19 protein-coding genes are annotated in these 18,578 nt (G+C 68.9%); 15 read left to right on the top strand and 4 right to left on the bottom strand.

Going from position 1 to position 18,578, the window contains the following annotated elements:
- Positions 1-74 precede the first annotated feature (74 nt).
- A complete protein-coding gene (locus EV645_RS26950; protein WP_242000684.1) occupies positions 75-1,781 on the bottom strand; it encodes a right-handed parallel beta-helix repeat-containing protein in 1,707 nt (568 codons plus the stop codon).
- A gap of 70 nt (positions 1,782-1,851) precedes the next feature.
- Between EV645_RS26950 and EV645_RS26945 the strand changes: the two genes are divergently transcribed.
- From EV645_RS26945 to EV645_RS26925, 5 genes are all read left to right on the top strand, one after another.
- Entirely contained in the window at positions 1,852-3,075 is a 1,224-nt protein-coding gene (locus tag EV645_RS26945; RefSeq protein ID WP_130446809.1) for a glycosyltransferase family 4 protein, read from the top strand.
- A gap of 79 nt (positions 3,076-3,154) precedes the next feature.
- Positions 3,155-3,580: an adenylyltransferase/cytidyltransferase family protein gene (locus tag EV645_RS26940; RefSeq protein ID WP_130447295.1), complete on the top strand. Its 426-nt coding sequence runs from the start codon at positions 3,155-3,157 to the stop codon at positions 3,578-3,580.
- On the top strand, positions 3,577-4,302 hold the full coding sequence (locus tag EV645_RS26935) for a CDP-alcohol phosphatidyltransferase family protein (protein WP_130446808.1): 726 nt from the start codon (positions 3,577-3,579) through the stop codon (positions 4,300-4,302). The genes EV645_RS26940 and EV645_RS26935 overlap by 4 nt, the downstream gene beginning before the upstream one ends.
- Entirely contained in the window at positions 4,302-4,718 is a 417-nt protein-coding gene (locus EV645_RS26930; RefSeq protein WP_130446807.1) for an FAD synthase family protein, read from the top strand. The genes EV645_RS26935 and EV645_RS26930 overlap by 1 nt, the downstream gene beginning before the upstream one ends.
- A complete protein-coding gene (locus tag EV645_RS26925) occupies positions 4,718-5,905 on the top strand; it encodes a glycosyltransferase (RefSeq protein ID WP_130446806.1) in 1,188 nt (395 codons plus the stop codon). Before EV645_RS26930 ends, EV645_RS26925 begins: the two co-directional genes overlap by 1 nt.
- A 28-nt stretch (positions 5,906-5,933) precedes the next feature.
- On the opposite strand, the gene nadA is transcribed toward EV645_RS26925, so the two are convergent.
- A complete protein-coding gene (gene nadA / locus EV645_RS26920) occupies positions 5,934-7,124 on the bottom strand; it encodes a quinolinate synthase NadA (protein WP_206751455.1) in 1,191 nt (396 codons plus the stop codon).
- A 73-nt stretch (positions 7,125-7,197) separates the two neighbouring features.
- Here nadA and EV645_RS26915 point away from each other — a divergent pair, with 73 nt between their 5' ends.
- From EV645_RS26915 to EV645_RS26880, 8 genes are all read left to right on the top strand, one after another.
- Positions 7,198-7,833, top strand: coding sequence for a nucleotidyltransferase family protein (locus EV645_RS26915; protein ID WP_242000683.1), 636 nt, complete (start codon positions 7,198-7,200; stop codon positions 7,831-7,833).
- Positions 7,834-7,939: 106 nt separating this feature from the next.
- On the top strand, positions 7,940-8,830 hold the full coding sequence (locus EV645_RS26910; RefSeq protein WP_242000682.1) for an AAA family ATPase: 891 nt from the start codon (positions 7,940-7,942) through the stop codon (positions 8,828-8,830).
- 2 nt (positions 8,831-8,832) lie between these two features.
- Positions 8,833-9,936, top strand: a complete 1,104-nt coding sequence (locus tag EV645_RS26905) for a vWA domain-containing protein (protein ID WP_130446804.1) — start codon at positions 8,833-8,835, stop codon at positions 9,934-9,936.
- On the top strand, positions 9,929-11,050 hold the full coding sequence (locus EV645_RS26900; RefSeq protein ID WP_130446803.1) for an XdhC family protein: 1,122 nt from the start codon (positions 9,929-9,931) through the stop codon (positions 11,048-11,050). Before EV645_RS26905 ends, EV645_RS26900 begins: the two co-directional genes overlap by 8 nt.
- A gap of 74 nt (positions 11,051-11,124) precedes the next feature.
- Positions 11,125-11,595: a (2Fe-2S)-binding protein gene (locus EV645_RS26895; protein WP_130446802.1), complete on the top strand. Its 471-nt coding sequence runs from the start codon at positions 11,125-11,127 to the stop codon at positions 11,593-11,595.
- Complete coding sequence (locus EV645_RS26890) at positions 11,592-13,976, top strand: xanthine dehydrogenase family protein molybdopterin-binding subunit (RefSeq protein WP_130446801.1); 2,385 nt, start codon at positions 11,592-11,594, stop codon at positions 13,974-13,976. Before EV645_RS26895 ends, EV645_RS26890 begins: the two co-directional genes overlap by 4 nt.
- Positions 13,973-14,827 carry an FAD binding domain-containing protein gene (locus EV645_RS26885; protein WP_130446800.1) on the top strand — a complete coding sequence of 285 codons (855 nt, stop codon included), beginning with the start codon at positions 13,973-13,975 and terminating at the stop codon, positions 14,825-14,827. Before EV645_RS26890 ends, EV645_RS26885 begins: the two co-directional genes overlap by 4 nt.
- Positions 14,824-15,555, top strand: a complete 732-nt coding sequence (locus EV645_RS26880) for an SRPBCC family protein (RefSeq protein WP_130446799.1) — start codon at positions 14,824-14,826, stop codon at positions 15,553-15,555. Before EV645_RS26885 ends, EV645_RS26880 begins: the two co-directional genes overlap by 4 nt.
- Here EV645_RS26880 and EV645_RS26875 read toward each other — a convergent pair.
- Both EV645_RS26875 and nfi read right to left on the bottom strand, forming a co-directional pair.
- Positions 15,526-16,041, bottom strand: coding sequence for an NUDIX domain-containing protein (locus EV645_RS26875; protein ID WP_130446798.1), 516 nt, complete (start codon positions 16,039-16,041; stop codon positions 15,526-15,528). The two genes, EV645_RS26880 and EV645_RS26875, sit on opposite strands and share 30 nt — an antisense overlap.
- Positions 16,031-16,735 (bottom strand): deoxyribonuclease V, encoded by a 705-nt coding sequence (gene nfi, locus EV645_RS26870; protein WP_130446797.1) that lies wholly within the window; start codon positions 16,733-16,735, stop codon positions 16,031-16,033. Before nfi ends, EV645_RS26875 begins: the two co-directional genes overlap by 11 nt.
- Positions 16,736-16,964: 229 nt before the next feature.
- On the opposite strand from nfi, the gene EV645_RS26865 reads away from it, so the two are divergent.
- Both EV645_RS26865 and EV645_RS26860 read left to right on the top strand, forming a co-directional pair.
- Entirely contained in the window at positions 16,965-18,059 is a 1,095-nt protein-coding gene (locus EV645_RS26865) for a glycerate kinase family protein (RefSeq protein ID WP_130446796.1), read from the top strand.
- A gap of 148 nt (positions 18,060-18,207) precedes the next feature.
- Positions 18,208-18,564, top strand: a complete 357-nt coding sequence (locus EV645_RS26860; protein ID WP_130446795.1) for a HesB/IscA family protein — start codon at positions 18,208-18,210, stop codon at positions 18,562-18,564.
- The last annotated feature ends 14 nt before the right edge of the window (positions 18,565-18,578 follow it).

Here is an 18,578-nt window from a genome sequence, read left to right as displayed (position 1 = left end):
GCTTTGCAGATTACCCCTACATCACGTAGTCATGGCAATACGTAGCGCACAAATATGTTGCGGTGAGCAAGCGATCAGTTCGCAAGGAAGGTGCCGATGGCATCGAGCCCGGCCGACTGCCACCCGGCGGCGGTGAGCTTCGTGCCGAACCGGCTGAACCGCTGCGTGCCGAGGTCGTCCAGCACGTACTTGTTGCCGCTGAAAACGACTTCACCGGCCGGTACGGCGGCGCCGGCGTTCTGGACCATGCCGGTCGCCTGCGTGCCGGCGGTCATCTCGATCGTGTTCCCGGTGACCTGTACGTCGCGGAGCAGGTACGTGCCCCACGGGCCGGTGCCGCGGGTCCGGGACTGGATCGCAATGCCGTTGACGTTGCCCGAGACCTTGTTGCCCTTGATCGTGATGCCGGACGAGGTGTTGATGTTGATCCCGCCGCCGTCCCACAGCGACGTACCCGAGCCGCGTCCGGTGCCGAAGCCGTTGCCGGTGACCGTGTTGCCCTCGATCGTGCCGTTGCGGCTGATCTCGTAACGGATGCCGTCCGCGGCGTTCCCGACGATCTGGTTGCCGCTGATCACCCGGCCGTCGTCGGCGACGTCGGCCCACATCCCGACGCCCTTGTTGGACTTGATCACGTTGCCGCTGACCGTGCCGGACGAGCGGGTGGACTTGATGCCGCCGGACTCCCAGTCGGCGATCCAGAAGCCGTCGGTGTTGTTCGAGGTGATGATGTTGCCGGTGACGGCCGCCGCGGCCGAGCTGTACTGGCCGAGGCCGAGCTGGCCGTTGTACTGGATCAGGTTCTTGTCGACCTTGGTGCTGTTGGCCTTCACCAGCATCACGCCGACCGCGTGGTTCCAGCGGACGTCGTTGGCGGTGACCTTCCAGCCCGGTCCTGAGACAAGCGCGCCGGCCTGCGGTGCGCTGGCGAAGTGCTCGATGGTCAGACCGCGTACGACGACCCCGGTCGCGTTCGACTCGATCGCTGTCGCCGTCTTCGACATCTCCACCGCGTGCCCGACCGGGTTGCTGCCGAGGTAGATCGCGTTGGCCGCGTAGTCCGCGTAGAACGTGCCGGCCTTGACCGCCGAGACGCTCGCGACCCGGGTCAGATGGACGTCGTCGAGGAACAGCTGCTCCCGCAGGTAGCAGATGTTCGCCTTGTTGTCCTCGCACTCACCGCTCTTGCCGTACGCCGCCGGCAGCGCGCCGCGCACTACCCATGCGGAGCCGGATTTCGCCCAGCCGGTCAGCGGAACCGACCCGGTCAGGACGGCGCGCTTGGCGCTCGCGAGCACCTGGTTCGCCTTCGGGCGGATGGTCGAGCTGATCCGGTGCAGGCCGGCCGCGAAGCAGAACGTCGTACCGGCCGGCTTGGAGTTCACGATCGACTGTGCGTTGTCGCCGGGCTCGATCACCGTGCCGACGCAAGGACCCGCGACAGCCGGGCCGGCCTCGTCCGAGTCCACGGTGGGGGTCGTGGGGAGCTTGGGCTCGACCGGCTCGGTGGGGGTGGCTGTCGGCTTCTTGGTCGGCGTCGTCGACGCGCCGGGCTTCTTCGAAGGCGCGGCCGTGGAGCGAGTGGCCTTCGGCTGTGGCTTGCCGGGAGTCGTGGTCGTCTTTCCTGGCCGGTGCGACGGCAGCACCCGGGACGCGGCCTGCTCGGCCGTCACGGACCTGGCGGCGGTCGTCGCCTTGTTCTCGTTGGCGATCACGGGCATTGCGACCGTAACGACTGCCAGCGCCGCAGCGATAAGCGCTGCGAACCACAACTTCTTCAATGCACTCTCCTGGGAGCGGGAAACCAGGTGCAGCCGTCTGCGTGACGAGGGCGGGACTTAAGGTAGTGCCATGCGGGTCGCCATGTTGCACAACCGTTACCGGACCGGTCAACCCAGTGGCGAGAACACCGTTGTCGCGCAAACGGTTGATTTATTGCGCAGCTCAGGACATGAGATCGACCTCTACGCCCGAAACAGCGACGACATCGCGCAGTTGAGCCGGAAAGATCGCGCACTGTTACCGTTTCGCTCCGTTTGGTCATTTTCGGCGGAACGCGATTTAACACTTCTATTGCAAGCGCAGCGGCCCGATCTGGTGCACGTTCACAACACTTTTCCGTTGTTCAGCGCCTCGGTGCTGCGGGCGGCGTACCGCTTGGACCTTCCGGTGGTCGCGACCTTGCACAACTTCCGGCTGCTGTGTGCGAACGCGGTGCTGCAGCGCGACGGGGCGCCGTGTGAGTCATGCGTCGGCAAGCTTCCGCTGGCCGCGGTGCGGCACGGCTGCTACCGCGAGTCCCGCGTGCAGACGTTGCCGCTCGCGGCGAGCATCGGCGTACACAACACGCTGCACACCTGGCAGCGGTACGTCGACACGTTCGTCGTGCCGTCCGGGTTCGTCCGCGATCGGTATGCCGCGGCCGGCTTCGACCCGGAGCGGTTCGAGGTGAAGCCCCACGCCGTGCCGCACTCCGGCGAGGTGCGCAGCGGCGCGGGTGACGGCGTGGTGTTCCTCGGGCGGCTGAGCGAGGACAAGGGGTTCGCGGATCTGCTGCAGGCGTGGGACTTCTCGCTCGGGAAGCTGATCGTCGTCGGCGACGGTCCGCTGCGAGCCGCGGCCGAGGAACGGGCCCGAAAAGACCTGTCTGTTCAGGTGCTTGGTCAACGACCGTGGGCAGAGTGCATGGAACTGCTGCGCTGCGCGCGCGTCGCCGTCGTACCGGCACGTTCGTATGAGAGCTTCGGACTCGTGGTGGTAGAGGCTTTCGCGCACGGCGTTCCGGTGGTCGCTTCCCGGCTCGGGGCGCTCGCGGAGCTTGTTGACGACGGAGAAACCGGTGCATTGGCCGTCCCCGGTGATCCGGAGGGATTGCGGAAGGCGATCGGGTTGGTGGCTGATCCCGAGACTTCGATAGCCTTCGGCGAACGAGCCCGACAGGTTTACCTGGACCGCTTCACTCCGGAGCGTGATCTGGTGGCCACGGAGAGGATTTACACCGATGCGATCGCCCGGCACGCCGACAGCGGCCGGACGCGTCGGGGATCCTGGGCGCGCCGTGCCGGACAGGTATAAAGTTCCGCGGGACGCAGGGGGCGGCGTCGCGCCAGAGGGATCGCAGGAATTCGTGTTGGGGGATGGCAGTTTGGCCAGGGTGCCGCGGGTCGGATGTGTGGCCGGGGTCTTCGACCTGTTCCACGTCGGGCATGTCGACGTGCTCGAGCGGGCACGCCGGCACAGCGACCGGCTGGTGGTCGCCGTGTTGTCCGACGAGTGGGCGCTGGACGCTTGGGGCGCGCGGCCGTTCGTGCCGCTGCTCGAGCGCGCGCAGATCGTCGAGCACCTGCGGTGTGTCGACGAAGTGGTTGCCGTGGACGACGTGCGGTCCGAGTGGCTGACCGGCGTACTGGGGGTACAGACCGTGTTCGCTGCCACTGGCACCGACGGTGTGCTGGGCGTTGAGGAGCTGGACGGTATTCCGCCCGCGCTGGTCACCGTCCTGCCGGCCGGCCGGGGCTCCCGCAGCCCGATCCTGCGCGCCGCGATCGACCAGCGGCAGTCACGCAGTTCCGTCGCATGAGCTCATTGCGCGAGACGGTCGCGCAGCTGTCCCAGGCGCAGAAGCCGTCCGCCGGTACGCCGGCGTACTCGCGGTTCGTGAATCGGCGGATCGGGCGCGTGTTCGCGGCGGCCGCGTTCCTCGGGCGGCGGACGCCGAACCAGGTCAGCCTGGCTTCGGGTTTCTGTTCGCTGGTGGGAATCGTGCTTGTGGCAACGGTTCGGCCGTCGTTCCTGCTGGCGCTGGTCGTGACGCTGCTGCTCGTGCTCGGCTACGGGCTGGACTCCGCCGACGGGCAACTGGCCCGGTTGCGCGGCGGCGGGTCGCCGCTGGGTGAGTGGCTCGACCACATGATCGACGCCGTCAAGATCGTGCTGCTGCACAGCGCCGTGCTGATCTCGTTCTACCGATTCGATGCCTTTGACAACGAGTTGGTGCTGCTCGTCCCGCTCGCCTACGTCTGTATGTCGTCGGTGCTGTTCTTCGGGCTGATCCTGATCGACCAGCTCCGGCGCCGCCACGGCGGAGCCGCGATTCCCAACCAGCGCGGTGATTCGGTGATCAAGTCGTTGCTCATCGCACCGACCGACTACGGCGTGCTGTGCCTGGTGTTCTTTGCCTTCGGTGCGCCGTCGCTGTTCCTCGTGCTGTACGGCGCTCTGCTCGTGCTGAATCTGCTCTTCCTCGCGGGCGCGGTGGCGAAGTGGTACCGGGAGATGGCGGTCATGGGGGTGCAGGCCTGATGGCGCTCGTCGGGTATGCCCCCGGTGTCTACGACATGTTCCACATCGGGCATCTGAACATCCTGCGTCGCGCTCGCGAGCACTGTGATCACCTGATCGCCGGTGTGGTCGAGGACGACGTGGTGGCGCGGATCAAGGGCCGTCCGCCGGTGGTTCCGCACCAGGAGCGGATGGATGTCATTCGAGCGCTCGACCTCGTCGACGAGGTGGTCAGCGACTGGTCGAGCGACAAGTTCGAGATGTGGAAACAACTGCGCTACGACGTTCTCTTCAAGGGTGATGATTGGAAGGGAACGGAAAAGGGGACGAGACTGGAGAGGCTGCTGGGTGAGGTCGGCGCACAGGTGCACTACTTCCCGTACACCGCCTCCACCTCGAGCACCGATCTGCGCAGGCTTCTGGAGGGGATGAGCTGATGCCGGGCCGGCCGAAGGTACTGCTCAGCGCGTACGTCTGCCGGCCGACCGGCGGGTCCGAGCCGGGTGCGGGATGGGCCTGGGCGAAGGCGGCCGCGCGGGACCACGACGTGTGGCTGCTGACCCGCGGCAAGTTCCTCCACGAGATCGACGCCGAGCTGGCGGTCCGGCCGGTGCCCGGGCTGACCGTCGTACCGCTGGAGATGCCGCGCTGGATCCTGCGCCTGCGGCGCCGGCCTTCGGACGTGTACTGGTACTACCCGTTGTGGCAGGGCCTGGCCCGGCGTACGGCGCGACGCCTGCACGGCGAGCAGGCGTTCGATGTGATCCATCATTTGACCTTCGCGGTGGACTGGATGGGCGCCGGCGTGGTTGAGGAGTCGTCGGCGAAGGTGATCTGGGGACCGGTCGGCGGATCGACCACCGCGCCGCTCGCGATGTCGCACTGGCTCGGTCCGCGCGGCGTCGTCGGAGAGCTGGTACGCCGTGCGTACACCGGACTCCGCCGCCGGCTGACCGGGCGGCGGATGGCGCAGACCGCCGACCTGATGGTTGCCCAGAACAACGATGTGGCGGAGGCGTTCCGGCCGTACGCGAAGGAGATCGTCGTCCAGCCGAATGTGGCGATCCGGCGCTTCACCGCCTCCGGTCCGTACGAGCCGTTCGGTGCCCCCGGCATCAAAACCGCGCTCTTCGTCGGGCGGTTGATCCCGTGGAAGGGCGTGCTGCTCGCGATCAGCGCGCTGGCCCGGACCGAGGCGTCCAACTGGGAGCTGCGCATCATCGGCGACGGTCCCGACTGGGGACGCGCCGAGGGGCTGGCGTGGCAGCTCGGAGTACGCGACCGGGTCGAGTTCATGGGCGCGCTGCCACGTGAGGACGTGCTGGCGGCGATGTTCCGCGCTGACGCACTCATCGCCCCTGCGCTCCGGGAGGCTGCCGGCTGGGCGGTCACCGAGGCGCTGGCGTCAGGCTGTCCCGTGGTGTGCGTCGATCGCGGCGGACCGGCAGTCATCGTCGGCCCCGACGAGGGCGTGAGTGTGCCGTGGCAGGGCGACCTGGTCGGCGGGCTGGCCAAGGGGCTGGCGTCGCTCCGCGGCCGGATCACGCCGGTCGATCGCTGGGGCCCCGATCGGCTCCCGGAGATCCTCGCCGAGTGGTACGCACCGGCTCGCGTGTCGCACTGAAGAAACTCTCCGGCCCGATGTCGGGGCTCTAGTCCCGGGCCGTCTTACCGGGCAGCGCCAGCATCCGGTCCAGGGCCAGCTTCGCGTACTTCTCGGTGTCGGCGTCGACCTTGATCGGGTTGACCACGTGACCGGCGACCAGGTTCTCGAGCGCCCAGACGAAGTGCGGCAGGTCGATGCGGTTCATCGTCGCGCAGTAGCAGACCGTCTTGTCGAGGAACACGATGTTCTTGTCGGTGTGCTGCTTCGCGAGGCGCTGCACCAGGTTGAGCTCGGTGCCGACGGCCCACGACGTACCGGGCTCGGCGGTCTCCAGGGCCTGGATGATGTACTCCGTCGACCCGACCAGATCGGCCTTCGTGACGACCTCGTGGCGGCACTCCGGGTGGACGATCACGTTCACGCCGGGGACCCGCGAGCGCACATCGTCGACCGACTCGGGGGTGAAGCGGCCGTGCACCGAGCAGTGCCCGCGCCACAGGATCATCTTCGCCGCGGCCAGCTGCTCACGGGTCAGTCCGCCGCCCGGCTTGTGCGGGTCGTAGACCACGCAGTCGTCGAGGCTCAGGCCCATCTGCTGTACGGCGGTGTTGCGGCCGAGGTGCTGGTCCGGCAGGAAGAGCACTTTCTCGCCCTTCTCGAACGCCCAGCCGAGCGCGGTCTCCGCGTTGCTCGACGTACACACGACGCCGCCGTTGCGGCCGCAGAACGCCTTGATGTCGGCGGAGGAGTTCATGTAGGTGACGGGCACGGTCACGTCGGCGACACCGGCGTCGGCGAGCGCGTCCCAGGCCGCCTCGACCTGCTGGATGCGCGCCATGTCGGCCATCGAGCAGCCGGCTGCCAGGTCCGGCAGGATCACGGTCTGGTCGTCGTTGGTGAGAATGTCGGCGGACTCGGCCATGAAGTGCACACCGCAGAAGACGATGTACGGCGCGTCCGGCCGGTTGGCGGCGTCCCGCGCGAGCTTGAACGAGTCGCCGGTGACGTCCGCGAACTGGATCACCTCGTCGCGCTGGTAGTGGTGCCCGAGCACGAACACCTGGTCACCCAGCGCCGCCTTCGCCTTCAGCGCCCGCTCGACCAGATCCGGGTCGGACGCCGGCGGAAGCGCTCCCGGGCACTCGACCCCGCGCTCGGAGTGCGGGTCGGTGTTCTGCCCCAGGAACAGCAACGGAAGGGCCTTCGAACCGTTTGCGATCGTCGTCACGTCAGACATCGTTGCACGTCGTCCGCCCACGACCGCGTGGTGCGCGTCAGTGCCCAGACTGTGAAATCAGTACCCTCACAACGTGAAGAGCGCAGACGTGCCGGTCGCGGGTCTGGTGCTGGCCGCGGGGGCCGGCCGCCGGATGGGTACCCCGAAGGCCTTGGTCCACGACCCGGCCGGCATCCCGTGGGTCGTTCGTGCGTCCCGCCTGCTCGCGGACGCCGGCTGCTCCCCGGTCGTCGTCGTCATCGGAGCCGCGGCAGACCAGGTGCGCGCCGACCTGACCACCGAGCCGGTCCAGGTAGTCGAGGCAACGGACTGGAACGAGGGCATGGGCGTCTCTCTCCGCGCGGGCTTGAAGACCCTCCGCGACCTCCCCGCCGCCTCCGGCACGCCGCCCGAGCCGGCCGGAACAGGCGAGGTGGTGGCGGTCGTGGTTGTGCCGGTGGATGTGCCCGGGTTGACGGCTGCGGCTGTGCGGCGGGTTGCCGAAGGGGCTGAAGCAGGAGCGCTGGCGCGGGCGACGTACCACGGTGCACCCGGGCATCCTGTGTTGATGGGGCGGGCGCATTGGGACGGGGTGATCGCGTCCGCGCGCGGCGACGAGGGGGCGCGGGGGTACCTGCGCGAGCACCGGGCTGAGCAGGTGGAGTGTTCGGACATCGCGGACGGGGCCGACGTCGACGCCGCAGCTGACCTGCCGCGCGGCCATGGCTGACGCGGTTTCCGGAACATCACGGCCACCAGGCGACGAATTGTTTCCGGAAACCCGAGCAGCCCGAGCGCCGGCGGGGCCGGTGAGGGTTGGCAAGGGTGTGAAGTAGGTGAATGCTGAAGGAGTGAGTGCCGTCGGCTCGGCGGCTGAGCTGGCCGAGCGTCTGCGGGCGACCGGATACCTCGCCGGAGAGGGCTTGGCAACGGTCGGCTATCTCGCGCTCGCGCTGCACCGGCCGCTCCTGCTGGAAGGCGAGCCCGGCACCGGCAAGACCTCACTGGCCGCCGGGATCGCCGAGGCGCTCGACCTGGACCTGATCCGGCTGCAGTGCTACGAGGGCATCGACGCCTCCCAGGCGCTCTACGACTGGGACTTCCCGCGCCAGATCCTGCACCTGCGGACCGTCGAGGCCACCAGCTCCGACGCCGTCGTCGAAGAGGTGGAGAAGAGCCTGTTCGACGAGCGTTTCCTGCTGTCCCGCCCGGTACTGCGTGCGCTCCGCGAGAGCCCCGCCGTACTGCTCGTCGACGAGATCGACCGCGCCGACGACGAGTTCGAGGCGTTCCTGCTCGAGGTGCTGTCGACGTACGAGGTGACGATCCCGGAGCTCGGTACGATCACCGCCGAGGTGCCGCCGATCGTCGTACTGACCTCGAACCGGACCCGCGAGGTGCACGACGCGCTCAAGCGCCGCTGTCTCTACCACTGGATCGACCATCCCGGTCTGGCCCGCGAGGTCGAGATCGTCCGCACCCGGCTGCCCGGGGTCTCGGCCCGGCTCGCTGAGCAGGTCGCCCGGTCGGTGCACCGGATCCGCGAGCTCGACCTGCTGAAACCGCCCGGCGTCGCGGAGACCCTCGACTGGGCCCGCGCCCTGGAAGCACTCGGGGCCGACGTCCTCGACGTCGAGTCCGCGGCCGCGACCCTCGGCGCGGTGCTCAAGTACCGCGAGGACACCGACCGCGTCCGCGAATCACTCGACCGGCTCCTGGCGAGCTGACCATGACGACCGAGGCGACGAGCGCGGAGCCGGATCTCGCGTTGACTGGCTTCGCCTCGGCGCTCCGCCATGCGGGCCTCGCCGTCACCGCGGACCGGGTCCACCTGTTCCTCCGTTCGGTGGCTGCCCTCGACGCGACGATGACCGCCGACGTCTACTGGGCCGGCCGCGCCGCACTCTGCAGCGGGCCTGACGACACCGCCCGATACGACGAGGTGTTCGCCGCCTGGTTCTCCGGGCAGCGATCGCGCGGCGTCGTCCGGCGTACTCCGCAGGCCTCCGTCCAGGCCGCCCTCGGCGACGACGGCGAGGGGCAGGACGGCAAGCGCACGCTCAACGTCGCAGCGAGTGCGACGGAGGTTCTCCGGCACCGCGATGTCGCCGACCTGTCCGCTACCGATCGCGCCGAGCTGGCCCGCCTCTTCGGCACGCTCCGCCCGCGAGCCCCAGTACGCCGGGCCACCCGCCGCCGTCCGTCACATCGCGGCGATGTCGACCCGCGGCGAACGCTGCGCGCACAACTGCGGCAGGTCGGCGAACCTAGCCGCGTGCACTACCGCCGCCGTGGCGTCCGGCCCCGACGGGTCGTCGTACTGATCGACGTGTCCGGGTCGATGCGCCCGTATGCCGACAGCCTGCTGCGGCTTGCCCACACGATGGTCCAGCAGGCACCGCGTGCGGTGGAGGTCTTCACGATCGGCACGCGGTTGACCCGCGTCACCGGGGCGCTGCGGAGGCGTGATGCGGACTTCGCGTTGCGGTCGGCGGGTGACGTCGTACCGGACTGGTCGGGTGGGACCCGGCTGGGTGAGGTGCTGAAGGTGTTCCTCGATCGTTGGGGTCAGCGCGGTACGGCCCGGCGTGCGGTCGTGGTGGTGTGCAGCGACGGGTGGGAGCGTGGCGACGCGACGTTGTTGGGGGCACAGATGGAGCGGCTTGCCGGTCTCGCGCACCGGGTGGTGTGGCTCAATCCGCACCGCGGCAAGCCCGGGTACGAACCTGTGCAGGCCGGGATCGTCGCCGTACTGCCGCACCTGGACGACCTGGTCGCAGGTCACAGCCTGACCAGCTTCGCCGAGCTTCTGGAGGTGGTCGCCGATGCGTGATGTTCTCGACCGGTTGCTGAGCTGGTGGAACGCGGGCGAATCGGTTGCCGTCGGCACCGTTGTCGCGACCTTCGAGTCGGCACCGCGGCCGCCCGGCGCGGTGATGCTCGTCGGCCCCGGCCTGGAGGCGGTCGGCAGCGTCTCCGGCGGCTGCGTCGAGGGCGCGGTCTACCAACTCGGCGAGGAGGTCCTCGCCTCAGGCACCCCCGTCCTCCAACGCTACGGCGTAAGCGACGAGTCAGCCTTCGCCGTAGGCCTGACCTGCGGCGGCATCCTCGACATCTTCGTCGAAAAAGTCGACCGCACCTCGTTCCCAGAACTAGCGGAGGTAGCAGCCGACATAGCAGCAGGCCGCCCGGTAGCAGTCGCAACAGTGGTCGCGCATCCGGATCCAGCCCGGATCGGGCACCGGCTGATAGTCCGGCCTGAAGGAACGCAGACCGCGGGCAGTCTTGGGTCGGAGCGGGCTGATGACGCTGTGTTGGATGACGCGCGGGGATTGTTGGCCAACGGGCGGACGGAGACGTTGGAGTACGGGCCGGACGGGCAGCGGCGGGGGGAAGGGATGCGCGTGTTCGTCTCGTCGTATGCGCCGGTGCCGCGTTTGCTGGTGTTTGGGGCGATCGACTTCGCGGCTGCGGTTGCGCGGCTCGGTTCGTTCCTCGGGTACCGCGTGACCGTGTGCGATGCACGTGCCGTCTTCGCGACCGCGTCCCGGTTCCCGTCGGCCGACGAGGTGATTGTGGACTGGCCGCACCGATACCTGTCGGGGGAGTCCGCGGCGGGCCGGATCGACGACCGGACGGTGATCTGCGTGCTGACGCATGACCCGAAGTTCGACGTACCGCTGCTGGAGGTCGCGTTGCGCTTGCCGCAGGTCGCGTACATCGGCGCGATGGGTTCGCGGCGGACGCACGACGATCGCCTGAAGCGGTTGCGGGAGGCCGGGCTGACCGAGGCGGAGGTGGCCCGGCTGGCCAGCCCGATCGGTCTCGACCTCGGCGCCCGGACGCCGGAGGAGACCGCGGTCAGTATCGCGGCCGAGATCATCGCCCAGCGCTGGGGCGGCGCCGGGCAGCGGCTATCGGCCGCGGCGGGACCGATTCACCACTGATCGGCTCTTGTGGCCAACATCACACGGGGAGCAGGATCGAACGTACGGCGGTGCTGACATGTGGAGGCGGGGCAATGACCCGGATCACAGTGAAGGTCGACGGAAGCAGTTTCACCGACGAGGTGGAACCGCGCACGCTGCTCGTGCATTACCTGCGCGAGCAGCTGGGGAAGACAGGCACCGTGGTCGGCTGTGACACCGGGAACTGCGGTTCCTGCACGGTCCACCTGGACGGGCGGAGCATCAAGTCCTGTTCGCTGCTCGCGGTCCAGGCCGACGGTCACGAGGTGACCACGATCGAAGGTTTGGGGAGCAACGGTCAGCTGCATCCGATGCAGCAGGCGTTCCACGAGAACCACGCGCTGCAGTGCGGCTACTGCACGCCCGGCATGATCATGCAGTCGATCGATCTGCTGGCCGACAACCCGGACCCGAGCGAGGACGACGTGCGGCTCGGCATCGAGGGCAACCTCTGCCGCTGCACCGGCTATCAGAACATCGTCAAGGCCGTCCGCGCCGCTGCCGCCGCGGGAGGTGCGCAATGACCACCACCGAGGACCGCCCGGCGACCGAGATCGGCAATCCGCGCCGCCGCAAGGAGGACGCCCGGCTGATCACCGGCCGGACCCGTTGGACCGACAACATCGTCCTGCCGGGGATGCAGCACATCGCGATGGTGCGCAGCCCGTTCGCGCACGCGCGGATCACCTCGATCGACACCGAGGCGGCGCGCGCGTCGACCGGGGTCGTTGCCGTGATCACCGGTGCGGACATCGCCGACGAGCAAGGAGCGTTGCCGAACGCCTGGGCCGTCGTGTCCGACCAGCAGGCGCCGGTGCATCCGTCGATGGCGGTCGATCACGTCGCGTTCGCCGGCGAGATCGTTGCCATGGTCGTCGCCCGTACGGCGGCCGAGGCGAACGACGCCGCCGAGCTGGTCGACGTCGACTACGAGGAACTCGCGCCGGCCCTCGAGCTCCGGGCCGCGGCTCGCGACGAGGTCATCGCCCATCCGGATCTCGGGACGAACGTGTCCGCGGTGTGGGCGTACGACTCGGCCGAGTCCGGCACCGGCGGGGACGTCGAGGCGGCGATCGCGGCTGCTCGCGACGGTGGCATCGTGATCGAGAGGGAGTTCCGGCAGCAGCGGTTGATCCCGGCGTTCATGGAGCCGCGGGCGATCGTCGTCGACCCGACCACCGAACAGATGACGGTGTGGTCGTCGACGCAGGTGCCGCACTTCGTGAAGATCTTCATCGCCCTCGTTCTCGGCATCCCGGAGCACAAGATCCGCGTGATCGCGCCGGACGTCGGCGGCGGGTTCGGCGGCAAGCTCCAGTTCACTCCGGAGGAAGTCCTCACGGTCATCGCGGCCCGCCGTACCGGAAAGCCCTGTAAGTACTGCGAAACCAGGTCCGAGTCGTTCATGGCCGCGCACCACGGGCGGGACCAATGGCAGCAGGTCACGCTGGCGGCGAATGCCGACGGCACCGTGACCGGGCTCAAGGTCGAGCTGACCGCCGACATGGGCGCGTATCTCGGCCTGGTGACGTCGGCGATCCCGTTGCTGGGAGCCTTTATGTACAACGGGATCTACAAGTTCCCGTCGTACCACCTCGGCATCACGAACGTGTTCACGAACAAGACCTGGACCGACGCGTACCGCGGCGCCGGCCGGCCGGAGGCGACGTACGCGATCGAGCGGGTGATGGACGAGCTCGCCGTGCGGGTCGGCGTCGACCCGCTGGAGATCCGCGAGCGGAACTGGATCAAGCACGAGGAGTTCCCGTTCTCGACGGTGTCCGGGTTGCAGTACGACTCCGGCAACTACGAGGCCGCGACCGCGAAGGCGCGTGACCTCTTCAGGTACGACGACCTGCGCAAGGAGCAGGCGGAGCGCCGGGAGTCCGGCGACCCGGTCCAGCTCGGCATCGGCATCTCGACGTACACCGAGATGTGCGGGCTGGCGCCGTCGCGCTGGCTCGGCTCGATGGGGTACGTCGGCGGCGGCTGGGAGCACGCGGCGGTCCGGATGCTGCCGACCGGGAAGGTCGAGGTGGTCACCGGGACGAGTCCGCACGGGCAGGGCCACGAGACCGCGTGGAGCCAACTGGTAGCGGATCGTCTGGGCGTCGCGTTCGAGGATGTCGAAGTACTGCACGGTGACACACAGGTCGCCGTACGCGGCCTGGACACCTACGGCTCGCGCTCGCTGGCTGTCGGCGGGATGGCGGTCCTGGCGGCCGCCGACAAGGTGATCGAGAAGGCGAAGCCGATCGCGGCCCAGCTGCTGGAGGCGAACGCGGACGACCTCGAGTTCTCGGCCGGCCGGTACGGCGTTCGCGGTACCGATGCGGGGCTGACGCTGGCGGAGCTGGCGTTCGCGGTCTTCCAGGGACACAAGCTCGACGGGTCCGCGGAAGGGTGTCTCGACGCGGACGCGACGCTCGATCCGGACGACTTCTCGTTCCCGCACGGCACGCATCTGTGCGCGGTCGAGGTCGACACCGAAACAGGATTGTCGACAATCCGATCGTATGTGAGCGTCGACGACGTCGGGGTTGTCGTCAATCCACTCATCGTCGAGGGTCAGGTGCACGGCGGTCTCGCGCAGGGCATCGCGCAGGCGCTCTACGAGGAAGCTGTGCACGACGACTCCGGGACGCTGATCAGCGGCTCGTTCGACCAGTATTTGTTGCCGGGGGCACCCGATCTGCCGCGGTTCGAGACGGCGCGGACCGAGACGCCGGCGACCACGAACCAGCTCGGCGTGAAGGGCGTCGGCGAGGCCGGCACGATCGCGTCCACACCGGCGGTCGTCAATGCGATCGTCGACGCGCTCCGGCCGCTCGGTGTCACGGACGTGACGATGCCGTGTACGCCGTACCGCGTGTGGAAGGCGATCCAGGAAGGAGAGCAGTCATGATCCCGGCGCCGTTCGAGTACTTCGCTCCGGCAACGATCGACGAGGCGTTGGGGTTGTTGCGGGAGCACTCCGACGCGAAGGTGCTGGCCGGCGGGCAGAGCCTGATGCCGGCGCTGCGGTTGCGGCTGGCGGCGCCGGACACGATCGTCGACCTCGGCAAGATCGACGAACTCCGCGGCGTACGCGACGACGGTGACGTGCTGGTGATCGGCGCGATGACGCCGCACAGCGTCGTACAGGCCTCACCGGCGGTGAATGAGCACGCCCGGCTGATTTCGTTGGCGACGGCAACGGTCGGGGATCCGCAGATCCGGCATCGCGGCACGTTCGGCGGTTCGTTGGCCCATGCGGATCCGGCCGCCGATCTGCCGGCCGTCGCGGTGGCGCTGGACGCCTCGTTCGTGATCGCCGGCACTCAGGGTCGTCGGACGGTGTCCGCAGCGGACTTCTTCCAGGGCGTGTTCAGTACGGCGCTCGGCGAGGACGAGTTGCTGGTCGAGGTGCGGGTGCCGAAGTACACCGGGTGGGGCGCGCACTACGAGAAGTTCAACCGGGTCGCGCAGGCCTGGTCGATCGTCTCCGTCGCGGCGGCGGTCCGGCTCGACGGCGACTCGATCGCGGAGGCGCGGGTTGCCCTCGGCAACATGGGTTCGACGCCGGTCCGGGCGACCGCGGTCGAGGAAGCGCTGGTCGGCCGGCCCGCGACGGCGGACGCCGTACGGGAAGCCGCGGCGCGCGCGGCGGACGGGACGTCACCGGTGACGGATCTCAACGGTGACGCGGACTATCGGCGGCATCTGGCCACGGTGCTCACCCGGCGTGCGGTCCTGGCGGCGGCGGGTACGGCGTGAAGCTCGAGCACACGTTCGTCGTACCGGCTCCGGTGGAGCAGACGTGGGCCGCGTTCAACGATCTCGAACGGGTGGTGCCGTGTTTCCCCGGCGCCACCCTGACGACGTACGACGGGGACGAGTTCACCGGCTCGTGCAAGGTCAAGCTCGGGCCGGTGTCGCTGCAGTACTCCGGCAACGGCACCTTCCTCGAACGTGATCCGGCCGACCATCACGCGGTGATAGAGGCCAAGGGCAAGGACCGGCGCGGCAACGGTACGGCGACCGCCCGCGTCACGGCCCGCCTGGCCGAGGCCGGTCCAGGGTCCACCGAGGTCACCGTCGACACCGACCTGACGATCACCGGCCGCCCAGCCCAGTTCGGCCGCGGCCTGATCCAGGACGTGTCCAACAAGCTCCTCGACCAATTCACCACCTGCCTGAAAACCAAGCTCGACACCACACCAACCGACAACAGTCCGCAGCCCCACGACACCCCAACGCCCCACGACACCCCAACGCCCCACGACGCACCTGCGACCCACGACGAACCTGCGGCCCACGACGCTCCACCGGCCAGCGCGCCGCCGCCTCCGCCCGACGCTCCACCTCTGACAGCCTCGTCGGAACCTGCGGCGGTCTCCCTCGACCTCGGCAACACCGTCCTCCCGATCCTCGCCCGCCGCGCCGCTCCGTACCTAATCGGCGCCGTCCTCGCCCTACTCCTCCGCCGCCTGATCCGCCGCTGACCCGTCGTAGTACACCTCGCCCGCAAACACCGCCGGCAACACGGGCCGATGCCCGGCGATGACCGTCAACTGTGCGGCCTCCTCAGCCGTGAACCACCCAGACTCGCTAACCTCCGCCGAGGGCCCGGCCTCGCCACTGACTGCCTCCGCGCGGAACACCACACCGACGATCTGGACGCGGTTGCCGTCCGGGTAGACGACCACGACGTCCGGGTTGGAGTAGACGCCGACCAGCCCCGTCACGCGCACCGACAGGCCGGTCTCCTCGAGCGTCTCCCGTTCCGCGGCCTCGGCGGGACGTTCGCCCGGCTCGACAGCGCCGCCCGGCATGCACCACTCGTCGTTGTCGGTGCGCTTGGTCAGGAGCAGCCGGTCGCCATCCATCACCGCTGCTGCAGCGCCGATCCGCAACCGTGCCGTCGCTCCGATCCGGTCGCCGAACTCATGCCGTGTGTAGCCCGGCACGTGTGGCGTGTCATTGCCCATCTCGTAGTCCCTCCCGGCACAGGTGGTCGGCCGCTCTGGTTGTCTCCGGCAACCGATACCGCGGCGCCAGGTGCAGCACGCGCTCGACGGCGGTCGGCAGACTCACGCGATGCCCGACCGACACGTAGACCGGCTTGACCCCGTCCTGTGTCCGCACCGCAGCCCCGACGACCTCGCCACTGTCGATCAGTTCCGCGGTCGCGCCGCGTTCCCGGCCCAGCTCCACGTGCGTCCCGACGAAGGTGGTCTTCGCGGCTCCGATCGCGGGGATCCCCGTCAGCACACCGAGATGGCAGGCGAGCCCGAACCGGCGTGGATGCGCGAGCCCCTGCCCGTCACACACCAACAGCTCCGGCGTGATCGTGAGCTGCTCCAGCGCGGCGAGCAACGCCGGCACCTCCCGGAACGCGAACAATCCCGGCACATACGGAAACGTCGTCTCGCCGAGCACGACCGCCCGATCGACCTCCTCGAGCGTCTGCCAGTCGAGCACAACGACCGCCGCCGCCAGCCGATCCGCGGCCAGCCGATCCGCGGCCGGCCGATCGCCCTGCGCCCAATTCCCGGCGTATGCGACGTCCAGGCCGGCGACGTACCGCGGTGCCTCGCCGACGTCGCTGGGATCTACTTGCCCCCGAAGCTTCTCCTGCACAGCGATTGCCTCAGCCGCTGTGGCTGGCCAAGTCGAGGTCATTCGAACGTGGGTGGCCCGCTCGGAGGCCATTCGACGAGCTCTGGGGCGGTCATGTCCACCGATCTAACCCTGTCCCGGGTGCCTAACGACAGGAGGTGGTGGGTGATCGCGGCCGGTTCGCGCTCTGCCCAGGCGGGCGCGGCGATGTACGTAGATGACTACGTCCTGTCGTTAGGCCGCACGTCGGACGGATGGCCCGGGATCGGGCGGGGTGGGGGAGGATGTGGAAATGCGGATTCTGATTGCGCCGGACAAGTTCGCGGGAACGTTGACGGCTGTGGAGGCGGCTGCGGCCATCGAGGAAGGCTGGCGGCGGCGCGACCCCGAGGCTGAGGTGCTGGTTGCGCCCATGGCCGACGGCGGGCCCGGCTTCATCGACGTACTGTCCGCGGTCGTCGACGGGACCCTGCTCTCGGTCACGGTCCGTGGCCCGCTGGGCGACGAGACTCCGGCGACGGTGCTGATGGCAGGCGAGACGGCGTACGTCGAGACCGCGCAGGCGTGCGGGCTGCACCTCGTGGAGCCGAAGGACCGCCGGCCCGAGGACGCGACGACGTACGGCGTCGGGCAACTGATCGCGGCCGCGGTCGACGCCGGAGCGAAGCGGATCATCCTCGGCCTCGGTGGCTCGGGGACGAACGATGCCGGTGCCGGCATGCTCGCTGCTCTGGGAGCGACGGGTGAGTCAGGTCACTTGGACGGTGGAGCTACGGGCCTTGCTGAGCTGACCGAAGTTGACCTGCAGCCGGCGCGTGACCGGGTTGCGGGGGTCGAGTTCGTGGCGGCGAGTGACGTCGAGAATCCGATGCTCGGGCTGCGGGGCGCGATCAACATCTTCGGCTCGCAGAAGGGCATCGCGGACGAGCGGAAGCCGGCGGTCGACGGATGGCTGACCCACTTCGCGGAGCTCGCCGATCGGAAGACGGCCGACAAGAAGGGCGCGGGCGCCGCGGGCGGGCTCGGGTATGCGTTGCTGCTGCTCGGCGCCGAGCGGGTGTCCGGGATCGACCTGGTGGCAGAGCTCACGGGGCTGAAGCAGAAGGCAGCCCGCGTAGACCTCGTCCTGAGCGGTGAGGGCGCGTTCGACTTCCAGTCCCGGGACGGGAAGGTGATCGCCGGGGTCGCGAAGGTCGCGAACGACGCGATGCGGCCCTGCGTCGTACTGGCCGGGAAGGTGCTGATCGGGTCGCGGGAGATGCGTACGATGGGTGTCGAGTCGGCGTACGCGCTGGTCGACGTGGTCGGCGAGGAGCAGGCTTTCGCGGACCCGCACGGCTCGCTCGCGACGGTCGCGGAGCGTGTTGCCCGCACGTGGGCGCGCTGATCAGGGATTGACCGTGGTAGTTGATCCGTGAAATTCGTGTGCGACCATGGGAATGAGCGCGGACCGGCCGGTGTTGGTGCGTGTTGACAAGAGACTTCCGTGCTGACGAGCTGTCTGTCGGCACTTGAGCAGATGACTGGAGTCAGGGATGACTGAAGCGCAGACCGAGCAGGCCGTCGCCACTGGTGTTCTCCTCACCGACGGGGCCGCCGCCAAGGTGAAGGCGCTGCTCGACCAGGAAGGCCGCGACGACCTCGCGCTCCGGGTCGCCGTACAGCCGGGCGGGTGCTCCGGGCTGCGGTACCAGCTGTTCTTCGACGAGCGTCAGCTCGACGGTGACGTGGTGGCCGACTTCGGTGGCGTGAGCGTTGTCACCGACCGGATGAGCGCGCCGTACCTCAAGGGCGCGTCGATCGACTTCGTGGACACGATCGAGAAGCAGGGCTTCACGATCGACAACCCGAACGCGACCGGCTCCTGCGCCTGCGGCGACTCGTTCAACTGATCCACCCCTGAAGC

The sequence above is a fragment of the Kribbella rubisoli genome, from assembly GCF_004217145.1.
Classification (GTDB): Bacteria; Actinomycetota; Actinomycetes; order Propionibacteriales; family Kribbellaceae; genus Kribbella; species Kribbella rubisoli.
This window is presented reverse-complemented; position numbering and strand designations above follow the sequence as displayed.